This is a genomic window from Paenibacillus sp. IHB B 3415 (assembly GCF_000802655.2).
Taxonomy (GTDB): Bacteria; Bacillota; Bacilli; order Paenibacillales; family Paenibacillaceae; genus Paenibacillus_AQ; species Paenibacillus_AQ phytohabitans.
In genome coordinates, this window is the sequence record NZ_JUEI01000072.1 from 1 (window position 1) to 19074 (window position 19074).

Here is a 19074-nt window from a genome sequence, read left to right on the forward strand (position 1 = left end):
GGAACCTCGCCGAAGATACGCGCGAGATTCCCGGCGCAGGCCACGGTATCCGGCCATCCGGCCTGCGGATACCAGGCACAGCGGGACGCGAGCGCCGCTTCGGCCGCGCCGCTGCGAAATGCGCTTTGCAGCGGCTCCGCCTCGAGTGCTGCTGTTCCTCCTTGAGGAACGCCGGCGCGCTCGCTCTCCGGCTGCAGCATCCATCTGCTCTGCTGCGGCGCGCTGTAAATCCAGCCCTCACAGCCGCTGCGCCCGGCTGTCGGGGCCAGGAAATGCAGCGGCGCGCCTTTCACGCTGCCCGTGCCGAAGATGCCGCCGCAGCCCGTGCCGACTGCGGTGAATTCCAGCAGCACATGGTTCCAGCCCTGGCTTAGCCCGGTACGGAAGTAGGCCCTGCGGTCCGGAAATACATCATCGTTCAGATTGGACTGGAACACGGCGGAGCCATTGACATAGACCGTTACCGGACCGAAGCAGCTGATTGCCAGCGGGATATCGCTCTCTGCTTCGCTCCACAGCTTGCCCCAGACATAGACAAACTCCCCGTCCTGCAGCTCCGGCAGCCGTTCCTTCAGATTCATCTCATACCGGCAGTCGGATAGCCGCGGAAAGCTGTCCTCCAGATGCACCCGGTACACCGGAGGCTGCGGCGGATTGGCACCGATATAGCGATTGGCTACGATCGCAAGCACGGATTCGGTATGCTCTCCAGCCGTACGCACGATAGAATTCTGCGGATCAAAATATGACGGAACACCAGCCTCCACAGTCTTGCTGTTCTTCACAGTCCCACCAGCCTCCACAGCATTACCGCTCTTCGCTGCCTCTCCATTCACCGTCACCCTTCCATCGCCTGCCTCACCGCCTATCACAACGCCACCTCACCGCCGGGATAGAGGGTGGAGCTGTACAGCCGCTTGGGCTGCGGCAGCTGCCGCCCGGGATGCACCGCCTGCAGCGGGAGCGGTTCGCCGGCATAGACGGCCGCAAGCTCATTCGTATAAATAATGACCTGTTCGGTCCCGCTGCCCAGCAGGTCCCCATGCACGGCGTAACCCTGCTCGGCAAACTGGGCAACGATATTCATATAGCCGTCATAGAGCGCGGGAAGCACAGCTTCGCCCCGGCGGTAAGCCAGAATATAATCCGGCGCATCCTTCCAGAAATGACTTACGGCTTCAACGATCGTCAGCCAGCCGTCCGTGGTGCGCTCTTCCTTCCACAGCTCCTGACCGGACTGGTCCAGCAGAAACATCGCGTCTTTACCGCGCAGGCCCTTGCCGTCATCTTCACGGACCATACGGTCGAGACCGGCAATCTGCAGACCGGGCAGGTCGGGACGGAACCGTCCGAGCGCCAGATGCTGCGATTCAATGGAGCCTTCATACCGCCACAGCTCATGCCCATCACGGTCATACATCACCGTCACACTGCCGCCGATCACCAGCTCCGGCACTCCGTCTCCATTCACATCGCCGACCCACAGGCAATCCGCATGATCCTCCAGATCATGGCAGCTCCACAGCTGCTTTCCGTCCGCATCCAGCAGATCATATCCGGCCATGACCTCATCACGCCCGTCTCCGTCAAGATCGAACACCCACGGATAATGCCCCACATTGCCCTGATGGGTCCAGAGCAATTCGAAGCTGGAGTTCAGTGCCCACAGCTGATGATAGCGGTCTTTGAGGATAATGTCGGAAGGATGTCCGCTGCCCTTCAGGTTGGCAATAATGATGCAGTCATGGGCTTCCTTGGCCGGCAGCGGATGGACCGACTTGACCTTGCCCGTCGCCCCCTCCAGAATCTGCAGCCGGTCATCCATCACACACAGCACCTCAAGCGCACCGTCTCCGTCAATATCGAAGATTTGGGCCGGATAATCCGACCCTGAGCTGCCTGCACCCTCATCCGGCTTCCCGGTCTGCCACAACAGACGGCCCTCCAGATCATAGGCAGTCAGGCACTGCACCTGATGCGGAATATAACGGACATCCTGGCGGTTATCCGGCTGAACCAGCAGCAGCTCTGCCCTGCCGTCCCCGTCCAGATCACCGAGCAGCATTTTACATCTTGGACCGGCGGCTGAAATATCGATTCCGGCCAGCCGGTGCAGCGATTGATTCGTTTTTTTCACAGTAATTCCTCCTTATCTCTATCCCAGTCCTGTAATCAGCCTAACTCCACAGTCTGTCCTCCAGGCACCCCGACCACAGTTCCGGCAACCTCCAGCCAGACGGCAGCAGCTCCCGGATTGTATACAAAATCCCGTGCGGCAGAAAAAACCAGACCCCGGCAGGCCTTCATATAATGAACCAGCTCCAGGTTGGTCACATACCAGATGTCGTCCCGGCCGCCGGCCATGGCACAGAAGCGCTCCATCAGCTCCCAGTTGTTATCATTGTCGAATTCGTAGCTATGGCCCCATACATACATCAGATAGAGATACTGGCGCTTATGCAGTCCTATAAAAGTCTCCCCGTGGGCAAGCAAATCCCGGTTATGGTGACAGGTGGCCTGCCACTCCAGCCAGTCCTCCGGGAGGGCGAAACCGCCGCTGCTCTGGACAGTACGGGCATATTCGATGCCCAGATGCGGCAGCAGCCCCTTGATCTCCGCCGTATAGGACCCGTTCGGATAAGACATTCCGCGGACCGGCTGGCGGATTAGCCCTTCCAGTACTTTGCGGTCCTCCATAATCTCCTCAACGATATACTCCTGCGGGCAGCGTGCCAGGGTCGGATGGCTCCGCGTATGCGTGCTGACTTCATGACCGCGGTACAAGGCGGCGACTTCCTCTGCCCGAATACGGTCCCCTTCTCCAAGCAGTCCCGAATTCAGGTGAAAGCTACCCTTGATTCCGTGCATGTTGAACAGGCCGACCAACCGTTCATCTGCCCGTCTGCCGTCGTCATAGCTCATCGTCAGCGCCTTATGCCGGCCTTGCGGATAGCAGTAATACACTCCGGACATTACGGTTAAGCCTCCTTTGCATATGAGAATGAATGATCTATATAAGACACACTTAGGATCTGAACTATATGGCTTGAACTTGTAAAAGACTTCCTCTGCAGAACCTTGCGCTAGCAGGTCTGTTGAGTGTAATAATGAGGAGCAGATAGCAGTTATAGAATGATGGCCAGTTGATGGACGCCCCTACCTTGCGGAGCAAGGATTTCGTCCATGCAGCAAGTCAGATTCTTAAGCTCACTTTATATAGTTGTATTTCCTGCACTTAAAATACGGCAAAACACGGGTTTTGCCGGGTTAACTGTATTCTGTACAATTAAAAATCCCGAAACGTCTTCTTTTCCAAATATGTGTACTTTTAACTGCATGAAATACAATTAAAGCTCTCGCAGTGCAATAATCGATCGCTTTAGTTGCACAAAATACAGTTAACGGTTCGGCCCTAAGGGAGCGTCACAGAAAGCCAGCATTTCAAGCAAGGAACCCGGTGCTAATACGAAAGTTTACCGGTTCAATCCTCCTGCAGTGCGAAATTTCCCCTATCGCCTCTTTTTTTCTTTTCGTTCCGCCGGGCAATCAAGGAGCATAGACAACCAGATCACTATACTCTGCAATCAGCGGTGCCATTTGCCGGAAGCCGATTCTGCCGCCTGCCAGCAGCGGGCCGAAGGACGAACCGTCATCCACCCAGTGCAGCAGCGGCAATCCGTCCACGGCAAAGGTCACCGCAGGACCCTGCTTCACGACCAGCATGCGGTAAGCTCCGGTCATATCGGCAACATCCGGCAACGGATCAGCGCCTTGCGCGACAAGGTGGAAGCCGTAGCTTTTGCGCAGATTGCAGGTGTGAAAGGACCGCTCCTCTTCCCACATCCGGCGGAAATATGAGATATGGAAAGCATTCATCTCCCCATGATGGTACTGGTCATACTCCCCCGTGCGGACCGGCAGGGACGGATCAAACAGATCCTTGCCCCCGGCGCCTGCAGCAGCGAAGAACAGAATAGCCAGTCCGGGTTCCCGCAGCGGGCGGAACTTCCACGATACCGCAAGCTCCGCCGGACAAACCTCCGGGCACCAGAAGACCACATTCGCCTGCTGCCCTTCTTTTGCATCCCGTTTACTCTCCAGCCTTAAACGTCCCTGCGGAAAGGTGGCTATGCCGTCGCCTTCCATCCGGAAACCTTCCACATGTCCGGGTCCTTCCAGAGTATTGCTGTAGATCTCCCGCCAGCCTTCCGGAATCAGCGTCAAGTCCTGCTGCGCAGTCACTCAGCCGCCACCGCCTTTCCGGCATCTGCCTCTGCTCCTGCTCCCCGCTCCGGAAGAGCTTCAGCAATCAGCTCCAGGGCAATGATCGTGTTCAGCGACCACTGCGAAGCTTCATTCGTATTCATCCAGCCGATCTCATGGAGCGGTTCCAGATAAGTAACCTGCGTCTGCTCTGCCTGAAGGTCAACGGCTCCGAACGGATTCTCCAGCAGGATGTTCCAGCAGCGTTCAGCAGTAGCCCGGTCATCCTTGTACCATGCGCCATAGGCGGCAATAGCCACACTCAGCACCGGATGCTCAAACCGCAGCCTGCCTGTAATCGCTCCTCCGGTAATGACATCCTTCTCTTCCTGAGGCAGGTTGTAGAACACGCCGAATTCCGCGAGCATATCCTCCCACTCCGGGTCCTCCAGCATCATCGCCAGCTCGAACCATACCTGCGGCCCGCCCATGCTGATCGCCAGATGCCGTCCCCAGTTGTCATCACCCATAGCGCTCAGAATTCCCGTCTTGGGGTCGTAGCCATAGGTTGGACCGGAGATCAGCCGCAGATTGGCCGCTTTGATACAGTTGATTCCCGTTATGATTTTGTCGCGGTACGCTGTATCTTCATACCGTTCCCAGCGGGTCATCCAGTTGGAGCTGAACGCCGCCCAATCCGGGCCTACCCGCACATGGGTCGGAAATTCATCCTTCGGAAAATAAGCCCGCATCGGGTCCAGCGTCACCGTGGAATAATCCGCATCCTTCACACTGTCCATGATGTCGCCGATCCGCTCATCGCCGGTCAGATAATAGAAGTAGCGGTGCAGTCCGGCCATAGCTATCCGCGCTTCCTTGCAGCCGCAGCCCCAGTGCACGACATTATGCCGTGAGCCAAGGCCCGCGTATTCCCCGAAATGATAAACATCCACCTCGCTGGTGTGCCGGGTCATTGCTTCCGCCATGCGGAATAGATCTGCGCGCCCGGTCCGCAGGAAGCTGAGCCACAGCCACATATTCGGCACCAGCTCGGCATTCTGCCAGGCGCAGCCGCCCAGATCGTAATTCCAGACATGGCGGACCGGATCATAGCTGTGCATGAAGTCGCCATAATCCCAGAAGCCGTACCATTTCCGCTGCCCGATCTCCGACTGGTAAAAGGAGAGGATGCCGTCCAGCCGGTCCTCCAGGCAGGCCTTGGCCGGTGTGCTCCGGTCCGGCAGGCTCCACAGGCCGAACGCCCGGCTGCGGTGATAATACTCCGGAGCGCAGACCAGCAGCGCCGATTCATCAGCCTCCTGCTGCATCTGCAGCAGCTGTGCAGTTCCCGGCGTTTCCGCGGTGCACCACAAGGTCAGCTCGTTGGTGCCCGCAATACCGTACGGCGTAGCACGCAATTCATCCGCGCCTTCGTAGGAGGACTCCACATGCGTCTTCGTATCGTAGTGGCGCAGGTCCATGGCCGGAACCTCCGGCGACCAGAACCAGACCGTTAACGCTGCTTCACTGCCGGAGGTGCCGGTAATCTCCAGCCCGGACGGGTGCTTCCGCCAGAAGTTCTTCACTCCGGCAGCCAGACCGCCGCATTCCGAGCCGACATAGCTTAACCCTCCTGCCCGCCGGCCTTCTGCCCCCTTAATCCACGTGCAGCCGGCCCCTGTCCGCTTATGGATCACATAATGCTCGGACGAATCCTGAACGAGCTTGAAGCTGTCCCATACTGCAGAATCCTGAAGCAGTCCCGTGAAATACGCATCCTCCCCCGGGTCAAACTGCTGGAGCTTTCCTTCCAGCTGCCCGGCGAACATACCGGCGTATTTGCCTTTGGTCCTGCGGGTATGAAGCGTCTTGGGCGACTCGCTGAAGATTCCTTCACTGCCCCCCAGCCGGACATGGCGGTTGTACAGCGGACCGCTTAGCGGCACCTTGAACACGATGCCCAGCCCTTTAATGAAATCCTGCTGCGGATTGCCGTCATAATGAAAGGTATGCACCAGCCGGATGGAATCCAGCCCGGCATAGAAGTATAGCCGCAAAGTATAAGGAAGCCATTCTCTGGCTCCCCTTATACTTCTATGCCTGCCTTCCAGACGAACCACAGCACGCAGCGGTCCGGCTTCTTCCAGACTTGCCCTGCGGGTCACGCCCGTAAAGCGTTCCTGCCGCAGTGTCAGCTCACCGCTAAGCGTATCGCGCTGCTCGCGGAGGCAGACCAGCTCACTTCCGCTGCACAGGAGCTGCTCTGAGCGGCAACCCTGCTGCTCCACGCCAGCACCCGCGCCCATGCCTGCACCTGAACCCGCACCTGTATCCGCGCCCACATCTGCACCTGCACCCGCAGACAACGCCGCACTATCAGCAGCCTCCGCAGCTCCGGAATATCCATGATCGCTGCGGGAACCTCCGGATTCCTCCGGAGCCCGGCGGATAATCCGGGAGATTGGTCCCGCCCCCCGCTTGCCCACGGTACACAGGATGGTGCCGGTATCGACAATATAGGCTTCTTCTGTTTCTTGAACGGACACCTGCAGGGCTGCCGGCATATCCCCCGGCACTACAGACCGTTCCAGCGTATAACCCTCCGTACTCCCGTCAGGGCATACGGCCGAATGAAACGACCACTTGATGCTGCCGTCCGGCCAATAAGCGGCAGGGCGGCTCTGCAGCGGCAGACTGCAACCTTCACCCGTCCCGTTAAGACATAGGGCGGACAGGTCCCCGCGCTTCAGTTCTCCCTTGGACCAGGGTACGCCCCAGGTAACCCCCGCAGCAGCAGCTGGCTGATTCAACCAACGTAATTGTATTGGAATGGCTGAGGACAAAACGGTCATCTCCTTATGTGACATCACCGATCACAGAGACTAATGATCCGAGCCGGAGAAAGCTGCTTATTCGTGCACGGCAAATGAGAAGCCCTTTGGTACCTCTCTCACCTGATTCCGTTCTCCTTCTCCCCTTCATGCCGGCTCAGTTCACGGTAGCGTGTCGGAGTGATGTCCTCCTGTTTTTTGAATATCCGGTTAAAATAGCTCTGCTGATAGCCGACCTGCTGGGCGACATCGTTCATTTTCAGATCCGTATCGCGCAGCAGCTCCTTGGCTTTGTCCAGCCGCAGCTCTGTTAAATAATCAATAAAATTAATTCCGGTTACCCGTTTAAAGGACTTGCTGAGCAGAAAAGGGCTGGTTCCCGTATAATCCGCACAGCTGTCCAGCGAAATATTGTCCATATAATGCTGCTGAATGTACAGCATGGCCTGTTCAACCGTCCGCCGGATACCGGCGTCCGAACGTTCGCACAGCTCCTTCAGGAATGGGGCCACCACATGCCCGCGGAACCACGAGAGGATCAGGCCCGGCTCATGAATCTGTGACAGGCTTGCATACAGGTTCTTGCCCTTGAACAGCTGATTCGGGGCAATCCCTGCCTCAAGCACCGCATGCAGGATCGCGCCGAGCAGATGCAGCATTCCCTGCTGCACGTCAATGACCTTCGCGCCGCCCTCGGACAGTGTCTTCAGGAACTCCTCCAGCAGCCGGTCCGCCTCATCCGCTTCACCGGTACGCAGCGCCTGAATCAGGCCGCGCTCCAGCGCGAACGAATACTGCGGCAGCTGCGTGCCTTGCCCTTCCCGTTCCAGCTGCTCCAGGCTGATTACCTGGTTCCCGCCTCCATATCTGCGGTGGCTGGCTGCCTGCTTCGCCGCTTCGAACGAGCGCGGAATGCCGGAGATGCTGTTCACCTCTGCACTGTACGCTACAGTTGCCTGCAGCTTAAGCATCCGGTTGATCGTGGCTGCCAGTTCTTCACCGAAAGCCTGAACCCGCTCCGGCTCCGGGCCGCTTCCCTGCTCAATCAGCAGAATGCCCGACGTAAGATCATGCAGATTAACGGTCTCGGCCCGCCCGAAATGCTCAGCAGCCAGTTCGCCGATGATGTTCACCGCCGCGAAGGACACCAGGCTCTCGTCACCGCTGCGGAACTTGGCCTCCAGGCTGGAGATTCCTGTAAGCTGAATATACAGCACCACAAAAACGCAATTGTCCACTTCCCACTTGTACTGCTTCATCCGGCTCTGCAGATCCTGTTCGGAATAGGCATACAGATAACCCTGGAACAATTGATGCAGAAAGCTCTGCTGCACATGCGGAAGCTGCTCCGAAAGCGTGTATTGGAGGGCATGCCGCTGCCCGTGAAGATTCTGCCAGTGCCGCTCAATCAGCGTCATCTCGTCCACCCGGCCTCCGGAGGCCGCATGCTCGGGAAGCAGCGTCTGAAGCAGGCGGCGGACAGGCGAGTAGATTTTGCGGGAAGCAATCCAGGAGAGGACTGCCGCGAGCAGCAGCGCGCATAAGCTGACCAGGATGATCATCCGGGATAATCCCACAACCGGTGAAGTCACACTGGATATCGGAGAAGCCGACACATACATCCATTCATTCGCAATCCGGGAGAAATCGCCGTAGGTCACCGCGAAAGTAACTCCGTCCCAGTCATACAGGAACGATGTGCTGTCTTTACTGCCCCTGTCTGCAATCGCCTTCTGCAGCGCAGTCACAAATGGTGTAGCGGCATCGATACCGTTGCCGGAGATGAACAGTCCCCCGGACTTTTGCTGCATGAATACTTCCCCCGTGTTGTACGGGGTCATGGTCCGCAGCATGGCGGATACCTTCTCTGTGTCCATCCGCAGCAGCAGTGCCCCGAAGGGCTCCAGGCTTCCGCCGGGAATATGATGCACCAGCGTCAGCTCCTTCTGCTCCGGCTTGGCCGGATCAAACGCCCATTCCGTCCAGTAGGTACTGCGCTCCTGCTCCAGCAGCTTCCCGTACACTGCATCTTCTTCGGGCGCCAGTGTCCCGTATTCCGTGCCGAACAGCACCGGCTTATCGCCCGCCAGGTACAGCTCCACCTGCCGCGCCATCGAATTCGAGCCCTGCATGACCACCAGGGTTTTGGTAATATCCCAGGCCCGTTCATGATTCAGGGTGAAATCCATGTTGCTCAGGCTGTAGTCGAACTTCGGCTCGAACGCCCAGTGGGCCAGCATCAGCTCCAGATTGGACAGCTGGTCATTAATGTTGTCCGCACGCTGCTCGATCTGCCGGTTATGCATACCCAGCAGCTCCTTCTCCAGATTGCCCCCTGCCATAAAGTACACAAGGGACCCGATGATCAGGCCGGGGATAGACGAAACGATCAGCACAATAATGAGATTATTGCGGTAATACCGGCCCTTCCGGCCGGTACGCCCCCCTGTATATCCCTTTCGTTCCCCTGCCGTTCCATTCTCCATATCATTCACCAGCCGAATCCATAGTTTAGAGTTGCAGCCTTACGGCTATAACGGGTATAAACCGGCTGGTGCCTGGAGCAGTGCCGGACTTACTTGCCCGTCTTCGAGTACAGTTCGTTCATTTCATTCACAAGCTCGTCCCCGCCTGTCTTCCGCCATACCTCAAAAGCCGACTTCAAGCCCGCTTCGTCAATCTGGCCGACAATGAACTTGATGCGTGCATCATTGATTACATTATCCAGCTGCGAGCCTTTTTGCGTATATACTGCAGAGATCAGCGCTTCGGCAGGATTAGTCACAATCGTCGCTTCATTAGCCTTCTGTACCTCTGTCTGCTTCAACCGCAGGGCAGTCTGCTTCACCAGCTTCGCCTTGTCCTCCGGAATGAACGGCAGCATCTGGTTGAGACCTTCCACTTCCGATTCCAGCAGAACCGTATCGCCTGAGCGTTCAATATATCCGTCCACCAGATTATAATGGACACCTTCAATTCCGTAGTTCAGCATCGTCTGCAGATCCTCTTCGTTGAGCCGGTCCAGGAAGGTCAGCACCTGCTTCAGCTCTTCTTCGGTCTTGACCGAAGACTTCGGTATAGCCAGCATGCCGGAGAAACCGGAAGTTGGAAGGGTATGCAATGCTCCGTCCGTTCCTGTCACCCCGCCGATGACATCCATATAATGACGGTCAGGCTCATCCTTGCCTTCCTTCTGGAGTGCAGCATGAATCTTGTCATCAAGCCGTGCCCCGTTGTCCACCACATCGACAATGACACCGGCCTTGTTGTTGACCACCGGATCATTCCACTTGGAGCTGTCCATCACCGCAAAGTCGGAGTTGATCAGCTGCTCATCATACAGCTTTTTCATGAACTTAAGCGCTTCCAAGTACTGCGGATATTCATGCTCAGGAACCAGCTTGCCATCCTGTACGCCCCATTTGTTCGGGGAACCGAACCACAGCTTGATTGTATCGAAGCCGCTGGCCCATCCGCCGGTCCACTTCACCAGCACCATGCCGTAGGTATCCGCCTGACCGTTGCCGTCAGGGTCCTGTTCTTTGAACGCTTTTAGCATATTATAGAAATCATCTACAGTCTGCGGAGCTTCAAGCCCCAGCTTCTCCAGCCAGTCCTTGCGGAAAACCACGCCGTTGCGGCCCAGCGCCCGTCCTCTGTAGATTCCATAGTTCTTGCCGTCAATGGCCGAGTTGTTCAGAATGACTTCCTTCGCTCCGCCCAGATTCGGATAATCCTTCAGGTACGGACCTACCTCCCAGAAAGCGCCCGATCTTGCCGCATTCACGAAACTTGAGGCTTTGACATCGCCTACATAGATAATGTCAGGCAGCTTGCCCGAAGCCAGCGTGATATTGAATTTGTCGGTATAGGAAGCGTTCGGCACCCATTCAAAATGGATTTTGGTGTTCGTCAGCTCCTCCAGCTTAGCGGCAACCGGACTGCCGTCCTTCGGATAATTCGTTTTGAAAATCGGCAGCATCAGCGTCAGATCCAGCGGTTCTGCAGCTTCAGTTCCGCCAGACGCATTCCCTTCACTTGAGGCAGACTCCTTCTGCCCTGCAGCATTATTCTCCTTATTGCCGGCACAGCCGGTGAACACACTTAAAATCATAATAGCAGCTAGTAACATAAACAACCATCGTTTCAAATGTATGGAACCTTCATTACGCACAATCTTCATTACTTAGCCTCCCTTTGTATGTTGGCATACCCTTTTACCCTTTAACCGAACCGAGCATCACCCCTTTGGCAAAGTGTTTTTGCAGAAACGGATAGACGCACATAATCGGCAGTGTGCCGACCACGATAACTGCCATTTTGATCGACTGCTCAGGCGGCTGTACGAAATTCGGGTCCATCGAGCTGAGATCACCGGCTGCCGACTGGGACAGCATAACGATCTGGCGCAGCATCACCTGCAGCGGCCACTTGGACGGATCATTAATGTAGAGCAGCGCCGAGAAGAAGTTATTCCAGTGCCCGACCGCATAAAAGAGGGTGAACGTCGCCAGCACGGGCTTGGAGAGCGGCAGTACGATTTTCCACAGCAGCCCCAGCTCGGTACAGCCGTCGATGCGGGCCGCCTCCTCAATCTCGACCGGAAGCTCCTGGAAAAAGTTTTTGACGATAATCAGATTGAAGGCGCTGATCGCCCCCGGAAGAATCAACGCATTCAGCGTATCCAGCAGCTGCAGCTCGCGGATCACCAGATAGGTGGGAATCATCCCGCCCCCGAACAGCATGGTGAAAATAACCAGATTGAGGATTACATTGCGGCCCATCAGATAACGTTTGGCCATCGGATACGCCATGGTTACTGTGAAAAACAGATTGACCGCCGTACCGATCACCGTCACATACAGCGATACCCCGATACTTCTTACAATGGTATCCGTGGAGAAAATGAACCGGTAGGCATCAAACGAGATCGTAGTCGGAATCAGAAAGACAGCGCGCTTCGTAATTTCCGCCTCGGTTGCGAATGAACCGGAGACCACGAACAGAAACGGCAGGATTGCGGCAATTCCGATAACTCCCAATACAAAATAATTAAATACGTCAAACGTAATCTCTCCGGGGCTCTTATAATGTTTAGCCACGCACACAGCCTCCCTCTCAATAAAGTCCCGATTCGCCCGATTTCTTGGCGAGCCAGTTGGTGCCGAGCACCAGTACAACCCCGATCACCGATTTGAACAGTCCGACTGCGGTGCTGTAGCTGAACGCCCCCTGTGTGATCCCGAGTGCATATACGTAGGTATCAAACACCTCGGCCACCTCACGGTTCAGCGCATTCATCATCAGATAAATCTGCTCAAACCCATTATCCAGAATGGTTCCCATCCGCAGAATCAGCAGAATGACAATGGTGCTGCGGATCGCCGGCAGCGTAATATGCCAGGTCTGGCGCCAGCGGCTGGCCCCGTCCACTACGGCTGCTTCATATTGCTCAACATCAACACCGGCCAGCGCCGCCAGGAAGATAATCGTCCCCCAGCCGCATTCCTTCCAGATGGTCTGGAGGATGATCAGCGGGCGGAACCAGTCGGGGCTGGCCAGGAAATCGATCTTGCTCCCGGTCACGGAGTACAGGAATTCGTTGACAGCGCCGCCCTGTGTAGTCAGGAACACATACGATATACTGGCGACGATGACCATGGATATGAAATGCGGTACATAAATCATCGTCTGAATCGTCCTTTTATAGAAGGACAGCCGGACTTCATTCAGCAGCAGTGCAAGTATGATCGGGGCCGGAAAAAAGAACACCAGATTATACAGCGACAACACGAGTGTATTGCGCAGCAGCATGAAGAAGTCAGGATTCTGGAAGAACGTGCGGAAATGCTCAAGACCGACCCAATCGCTTTTCCAGAAGCCCAGAAAGGGCTGATAATCTTTAAACGCGAGCAGCACTCCCCACATGGGTACATATTTAAATACGAGAAAATACAGGAGTCCCGGGGTCAGCAGGATGTAGAGCCATTTGTCCCGCTTCAGACGTCTGAAGCGCAGCTCCCGCCTGCTGCGGTAGGTTGCAGCAGCATGTATATCTGCTGTCCCTATTGCCGCTCCTTGCTTCATTACATTCACCTCCATATAGATAAGCAGCCTTGCACTGCCGTGCCTTGGCTGCGCTTCCTATTATGGTTTCAGCAGATTTTTCCGGCAATCGGACTTTTTGGACAGGGGCCTGTCCTGCCCTGATCCGCCCCGCTACAATAAAGTGCAAAGCCGGCAAAACTTTACTATTGCCTGCTGCACGGGGGGCAACTATGATGCCGGGAGACCAAAACGCTCATACTGGGCTCCCTGGGAGGTAAAGCAAGTGAATCATAAGCTATATTACGGCGCTGCATGGTACCCCGAGCTCTGGGGGGAAGCTGAACGGAAGCATGACCTTCAGCTTATGAAGGAAACCGGCATCAATCTCGTCCGGGTGGGTGAGTTCATCTGGTCGGAGCTGGAGCCGGAGGAAGGCTCCATTGATATCCGGCCCTTCGCTGAGCATATCCGGCAGCTGCATGCCCACGGCATCGACACCATAATGTGCACACCGACGGCCACTCCGCCGGTCTGGCTGACACACGGGCACCCGGAACGCCTGATCATCAGGGCGGATGGGGCGGTTATGGGCCACGGGTCCAGGCAGCATGTCTGCACGAATCACCCTTATTTCCGGCAGCGGGCTGCGATAATCACTGAACAGCTGGCAAAAGAGCTGGGGCAGCTGCCGGGTCTGGTCGCCTGGCAGCTCGATAATGAACTCAAGGCACATGTGTCAGAATGCATGTGCGGGACCTGCAAGTCACTATGGCATGAGTGGCTGGAGAGCCGCTACGGCAATATCGGGAAGCTGAATGAAGCCTGGGGAACGGGAGTCTGGAGCCAGACCTATCAGCAATTTGATCAGGTGCCGCAGCCGGTGGCTACTCCCTTCCTGCATAACTCATCTCTTGTAACCCTGTACCGCCTGTTCCAGATGGAGACAACCGCCGGATTCGCAGCTGAGCAGGCAGCGATTCTCCGCCGCTATTCGCCAGCTCCAATAACCCATAACAGCAGCGTCGCTTTCCATGTGGACAATGAACAGCTGTTCCGGGAGCTCGATTTCGCCTCGTACGACACTTACGCCTCCCAGACCAATAAGCACGCCTATCTGCTGAACTGTGATCTGTGGCGGAATATTAAGCCAGGGCGGGACTTCTGGCTGCTGGAGACCAGTCCGGCCTATGCCGGTTCGCTCATGAGCTACGGCGAACCCCATCCGGACGGCTATCTCACCGCTGAAGCTGTGTCTGCCTATGCGTTGGGGGCACGGGCTTTCTGCTATTGGCTGTGGCGGCAGCAGCGCACCGGTAGCGAGCAGACGCACAGCTCCATCATCAGCGCCTGGGGGCAGCCTGCGCTCGGTTATGACAATGTGCGGGAAGCCTCCGCAGCGCGCCTGCTGATCGAGCCGCACCTGCTGGCTACCCGGCCGGCGCAGGCTGAGGTCGCAATTACCTACTCGGACCGGACCAAGGCGTACCTGGCGACAGAGCCGCACCGGAAGCTGAACTACCGCTCCCTGCTGGGGGACTTCTACAAGCGGATACTCGATATGGGCATACACCGTGACCTGCTGCCCGAAGGTGGAGACCTTAGCGGCTACAAGCTGCTGTTCACCCCTTTTGTGCATTATCTGTCGCCGGAATATATGCAGAAGGCTCTCAGCTTTGCAGAGGCTGGCGGTATCTGGATCGCCGGTCCGCTGAGCGGAGGCCGCACGGCCGACCATACCTTGCATACCGATGCTGCACTGGGCGGGTTGGAGCGCATCGCCGGGGTAAACACCAGATATGTCTACCCGATGGAGGGAACGGGCAGCATTGGCGAGGCCTTCGGCCTCTCCGCACCGCTGTCCCTGTGGAGCGCGGTGTTCGAGCCGCTGCCGGGCGGTGCAACCGTGACCGGCAGGATCACGGCAGGCCGGACGCCGGGCCTGGCCTTCCTGACCGAGCAGCCCTATGGCCGCGGAGCCATCGTAATGCTCGGCTCCCTGCCCTCCGGAGAAGCGGGGGACAAGCTGCTGTGCGCGCTGATCGATCATTATGCAGCCCGGGCCGGTGTAACTCTGCGCAGCGATGTCACCCCGGGCACGGTCGTCTGTCCAAGACACGGAGCGTCCGGTGAACTATGGACGATCGTGAATATGGATGGACTCGGAGGCAGTGTAACCCTGCCGCGGGGCGGACAGGATGTGCTGAGCGGTGAGCACGTGCCAGCCGGTCCGCTGACGGTCGGTGCTTACGGCTACAGACTTATTGCGTTGTAGGCAAGGGCGCCAAGCGGGCGGGGGAGAATTCATCCGGGCTGGAGCTGCTCCTATCTGAATCCGGCAGTAAGCAGCAGAGTTTACCGCCACTCCTCAGCCTCCTCAGGCCCAGGCTCTAATCGCACATCAGCTGCTCTGGCGGACTGACAATCCGCTAACCGGGCCAATCAGGCTGATTTGCGGGATAAGCGGACTCAGATTCCGCTTATGGGCCAGCCGGCCCCCATTTCGGGCACGAATGAACTGGATAGGGGATACTCAGTCCGCTTCGGCCTCAATATTGGGGTTTTCCGGGAAATAAGCGCTTTTCAGTCCATTTCACTCTGCTGACGCCCCTTGCTCCAGCACACTCTACCGTATCTTCGCAAACCTCTGCCCGGTAACCAAAAAGGCCAGCCAGAAGGTTCTGGCTGACCTAATCATACGAAAGACTACACCACCAGCATTCCCTCTGCCGGGTGTAGTCTTTTTTTATCGGATACCTGCTTCTGCTTATACGCCAGTCTTCTGTGCTTCATCAAGCTGCTGCAGCTGCTCTATCTGGTGCAGATGATTAAGCAGCTGCTGATAGTGATCGGCTTTTTTCTGGACGGTAAGCACCATCTTCTGGAACTGCCCTGCATCCTGTCCCGATTTCTCCAGAATACGCAGGAGATCGCCATTGATCTGCTCCACATCCTCCATGCTGCTCTCCTGCGACTCCTGAATCTTCTCCAGATGCTGGAAGACCTCTTCCTCCGCTTCCACGATCTCGTTCATGAATACCGTGGACTGGCTGATCTTCGCATTCGTCTCTGTCATCGCCGTTGTCCCGTCACCGGACTTGCTGTGAAGCTGCTCCATCACCTGGGTCATCCCCGAAAGGGAGCCCATGATCTCCTTCACATGACTGCGCGTGCTGTCGGCCAGCTTGCGGATTTCTGTGGCAACCACCGAGAAGCCCCGTCCGTGCTCTCCGGCCCGCGCCGCCTCGATCGCTGCATTCAGCGACAACAGATTCGTCTGCTCAGCAATATCCGTAATGATCTTCGCCAGCTGCTCGATGCTCCGGAAATGCCCCCGCAGGTCCTCATTCAAGGTGACAAATTCAGTAAATACCGCCGAAGCCTTCTGCATTTCAGCCGAGATCTGGATATTGGCCTCTTTGGCAAATTCAATTTTATTGGAGGAAAAAGAGAGGCTGCCATACATTTCATTGATGAGATCTTCGGTCTGCCCGCTGTTGGTCTTCAGATGCTCCAGCAGCTGCTGGGTCCCGCCGATCTTGCTGATCAGCTCACCGCTGCCCGCCCGTAAAGCCGCAAACTCCTCTACCAGCTGCGCCTCTTCCTTGAGAATCTCGTCAGTTTCGCGGCGGATCTGTCCGGCCAGGGTATAGGCGTGCATACCATAGGATTCAGTGGCCAAAGCGGGGGCAGCGTCAGCTGTCCCGCCAGTATTCTCTGGAGGCTCAGGAGCATTAGCCGCTGTTCCAGCTGTCTTTAGCGTCCCGGCTGATTGTCCGGAGCTGTCCGTTTTTTCAAGAACGGCTAGTGTATTATGACTTTGAACACCTCCGGCAGAGGTGCTTTTGCCCCATGAAGTGCGTAATCTGGTTATCCACTGCATAATCAATTTACTCCCCCTTATTCAACCAGCAGCAGAATCATGGTCTGGTTGGCATGCTTTTTATAATATTGCTCTCCGTAGCTGATGAAACCTGTAGTGTTGCCGCAGAATCCGAGCATAGTCCTGTCAAAATCCGCCCACAGACCGTCCCGGATGAAGAGCTGGTCCCGCAGCGTACAGTTAATGTTGAGCACAAAGGATGGCTTGTACGGGCTCCCGCCCAGCGTCTCTTCCAGCACAGCAAGCGGATCTGCCGCGCTCAGCACCTCCACATAAGTACTAGACATAACCTGGCTGTAAAATGTGACAGAGCCATCCGGGTTAATTGTCATCGGTGAGGCGATGATCAGATCGTCTTCGTATCTTTTGCCCAGCGGGCTGCTCAGGAAATGCTCTGCCAGGTCCGCCTCCGGGACACCAAGCACGCGCGCGTATTCTTCCGCAGCAGGACGTCCGTTGAAGGAATACACCGTTCTGCCGAACACATCGGCTTCTGTCACCAGCAGCGTTGTCCCGGTGGGAACATAAATATTTTCTTTAACCAGTGCGGTACGGCCCGGCATATTGAAGAAAATCCCCAGGTTCCGCACCCGTCGGCTTCCTATGTAAATATAAGTCTCTCCATGCTCATCATCCGCTGCACTTCCCCCGATAATCTTGAATTCCGGGGCAATGAAAAACAGCGAGGAGAGGATCGTCTCCTCCATCGCGCCTGTACCGTCACATAGCAGCAGCAGAAAGGCATTAGCGTTGCCTTGGACTTTGTGATATGAGGCACTTAGTACATTGCCGCTAAGCACGGGCGGATGCAGGATCTCCACAATATCGGCTATCCCTGATTCGTATTCGAACCCTGTGACTACGCCGCTGCGGTAGCCCTGCGGGGTATATTCGCCTTTGGTCGAGCACAATACCGCCCGGGAGGGTGCATGCCGGGACAATTCGCTGACTGCCGCAGCGGAAGCGAACAGCACCAAGCCTCTGCTGCTATCCAGTTGTTCCAGATGCCGCCTGGCTTCGCCCGGTGTGTTAAAAGATAAAGCTTTCATTATGTATATCAACCTTCCTTCGAGGGATCTCTCCCTGCAAACGTTACTGAAAAATTAAGCTTTAATTTTCAATACTTCTTATGGTAAAACCAGAACCGGGCCTACTGTCTGTGAATAATGTCGCAATTCCATCGGCAAAGCCTTATTTCCGGTGCAAAAATACGGCTGTCACGGGTGACTAAGGTTGAGCCGCTCACAGAAAGGCTGTATCATGAACATACTGTAGATACGATAGAGCGATGGATACGATGCCCAGAGCCGGGCATTACATTAGTAATAGAAAGGAGGTGTGAGACCATGACTTATTCACAGCGTTCCAGCCACCCTGCCGCCGCATCGGACTACACCTATCTGGAATACCAGATCGAATTAGCTGCAGAAGAATTGGCGGTGGCAGTAAAGGCGCAAGACGAAGTCCGGGCAGAGGCTATCCGCGAGAAAATTGCCAAACTCGAAGACGAGCTGGCGCTGCTTGAGGATTAAGCCTGATTACATCTGATTACATCTGATTACACCTGACTACACCTGATTAAGCCGATTATTGTAGTACCGTCACTTCTCGATTCGATTCTATCTCTAACAATAGATCATGTGATAATGATTATCAATGACAAAAAGATGTAGATTCCAGCAGCGCGCAGGAGGCACCTGTTTTCTCAAGCAAACCGATAGTCATTCGGTGCAGGCCGGGCTTCCGGCTGCTGCGGGGAATATGGGGTTGTTCTGGGTGTGTGCTGGGTGTTGGGCTGGGGGTGTGTTGGGTGTGTGCCGGATGTGTGCTGGGTATGTGCCGGGTGTGTGCTGAGCGTGTGCTGGGTTTGTGCTGGGTGGGTGCTGAGCGTGTGCTGGGTGTTGGGCTGGGGGTGTGTTGGGTGTGTGCTGGGTTTGTGCTGAGCGTGTGCTGGGTTTGTGCTGGGTGGGTGCTGGGTGGGTGCTGGGTGTGCTGGGTGGGTGCTGGGTGGGTGCTGGGTGGGTGCTGGGTTTGTGCTGAGCGTTGTTCCGAGCGTTCTGCCCGGCAGCGATTGAGTTTTTTTGAGCAAAGATTAAGCTTTACTGCCCGTCC

The 19074-nt window shown here is 56.2% G+C and carries 12 protein-coding genes and 1 pseudogene; 2 read left to right on the plus strand and 11 right to left on the minus strand.

Annotated elements, in window-relative coordinates:
* The 9 genes and pseudogenes from QW71_RS27250 to QW71_RS27290 all read right to left on the minus strand — a co-directional run.
* Positions 1-872, minus strand: a pseudogene (locus QW71_RS27250) (hypothetical protein); the annotation flags it as partial.
* A complete protein-coding gene (locus QW71_RS27255) occupies positions 869-2065 on the minus strand; it encodes a hypothetical protein (RefSeq protein ID WP_235441566.1) in 1197 nt (398 codons plus the stop codon). The pseudogene QW71_RS27250 and the gene QW71_RS27255, both read right to left, overlap by 4 nt.
* Before the next feature lie 107 nt (positions 2066-2172).
* Positions 2173-2973, minus strand: a complete 801-nt coding sequence (locus QW71_RS27260; protein WP_039306758.1) for a polysaccharide deacetylase family protein — start codon at positions 2971-2973, stop codon at positions 2173-2175.
* Positions 2974-3546: 573 nt separating this feature from the next.
* Positions 3547-4242 (minus strand): DUF1961 family protein, encoded by a 696-nt coding sequence (locus tag QW71_RS27265; RefSeq protein WP_200905981.1) that lies wholly within the window; start codon positions 4240-4242, stop codon positions 3547-3549.
* Complete coding sequence (locus QW71_RS27270; RefSeq protein ID WP_039306761.1) at positions 4239-7055, minus strand: hypothetical protein; 2817 nt, start codon at positions 7053-7055, stop codon at positions 4239-4241. The genes QW71_RS27265 and QW71_RS27270 overlap by 4 nt, the downstream gene beginning before the upstream one ends.
* A gap of 98 nt (positions 7056-7153) precedes the next feature.
* Positions 7154-9520, minus strand: coding sequence for a helix-turn-helix domain-containing protein (locus tag QW71_RS27275; protein WP_039306765.1), 2367 nt, complete (start codon positions 9518-9520; stop codon positions 7154-7156).
* 89 nt (positions 9521-9609) lie between these two features.
* Entirely contained in the window at positions 9610-11217 is a 1608-nt protein-coding gene (locus tag QW71_RS27280) for an extracellular solute-binding protein (protein ID WP_039306768.1), read from the minus strand.
* 34 nt (positions 11218-11251) lie between these two features.
* Positions 11252-12136 carry a carbohydrate ABC transporter permease gene (locus tag QW71_RS27285; protein ID WP_039306771.1) on the minus strand — a complete coding sequence of 295 codons (885 nt, stop codon included), beginning with the start codon at positions 12134-12136 and terminating at the stop codon, positions 11252-11254.
* A gap of 16 nt (positions 12137-12152) precedes the next feature.
* A complete protein-coding gene (locus QW71_RS27290) occupies positions 12153-13121 on the minus strand; it encodes a sugar ABC transporter permease (protein ID WP_039306775.1) in 969 nt (322 codons plus the stop codon).
* 244 nt (positions 13122-13365) lie between these two features.
* Between QW71_RS27290 and QW71_RS27295 the strand changes: the two genes are divergently transcribed.
* Positions 13366-15354, plus strand: a complete 1989-nt coding sequence (locus tag QW71_RS27295; RefSeq protein WP_039306778.1) for a beta-galactosidase — start codon at positions 13366-13368, stop codon at positions 15352-15354.
* A 492-nt stretch (positions 15355-15846) separates the two neighbouring features.
* Here the strand turns inward: QW71_RS27295 and QW71_RS41050 are convergent, their stop codons facing one another.
* A complete protein-coding gene (locus tag QW71_RS41050) occupies positions 15847-16962 on the minus strand; it encodes a methyl-accepting chemotaxis protein (RefSeq protein ID WP_083442749.1) in 1116 nt (371 codons plus the stop codon).
* 17 nt (positions 16963-16979) lie between these two features.
* Positions 16980-18011: an FIST signal transduction protein gene (locus QW71_RS27305; protein ID WP_039306780.1), complete on the minus strand. Its 1032-nt coding sequence runs from the start codon at positions 18009-18011 to the stop codon at positions 16980-16982.
* Positions 18012-18308: 297 nt separating this feature from the next.
* Here QW71_RS27305 and QW71_RS27310 point away from each other — a divergent pair, with 297 nt between their 5' ends.
* Positions 18309-18494, plus strand: coding sequence for a hypothetical protein (locus QW71_RS27310; RefSeq protein WP_039306782.1), 186 nt, complete (start codon positions 18309-18311; stop codon positions 18492-18494).
* Positions 18495-19074: the final 580 nt, after the last annotated feature.

Bases quoted from the DNA above. Each gene is read 5' to 3' on its own strand.
- QW71_RS27275 (WP_039306765.1), bottom strand. From the start codon at position 9,520: ATGGAGAATGGAACGGCAGGGGAACGAAAGGGATATACAGGGGGGCGT.
- QW71_RS27280 (WP_039306768.1), bottom strand. From the start codon at position 11,217: ATGAAGATTGTGCGTAATGAAGGTTCCATACATTTGAAACGATGGTTG.
- QW71_RS27255 (WP_235441566.1), bottom strand. From the start codon at position 2,065: ATGCTGCTCGGTGATCTGGACGGGGACGGCAGGGCAGAGCTGCTGCTG.
- QW71_RS27290 (WP_039306775.1), bottom strand. From the start codon at position 13,121: ATGAAGCAAGGAGCGGCAATAGGGACAGCAGATATACATGCTGCTGCA.
- QW71_RS27305 (WP_039306780.1), bottom strand. From the start codon at position 18,011: ATGAAAGCTTTATCTTTTAACACACCGGGCGAAGCCAGGCGGCATCTG.
- QW71_RS27310 (WP_039306782.1), top strand. From the start codon at position 18,309: ATGACTTATTCACAGCGTTCCAGCCACCCTGCCGCCGCATCGGACTAC.
- QW71_RS41050 (WP_083442749.1), bottom strand. From the start codon at position 16,962: ATGCAGTGGATAACCAGATTACGCACTTCATGGGGCAAAAGCACCTCT.
- QW71_RS27260 (WP_039306758.1), bottom strand. From the start codon at position 2,973: ATGTCCGGAGTGTATTACTGCTATCCGCAAGGCCGGCATAAGGCGCTG.
- QW71_RS27270 (WP_039306761.1), bottom strand. From the start codon at position 7,055: ATGACCGTTTTGTCCTCAGCCATTCCAATACAATTACGTTGGTTGAAT.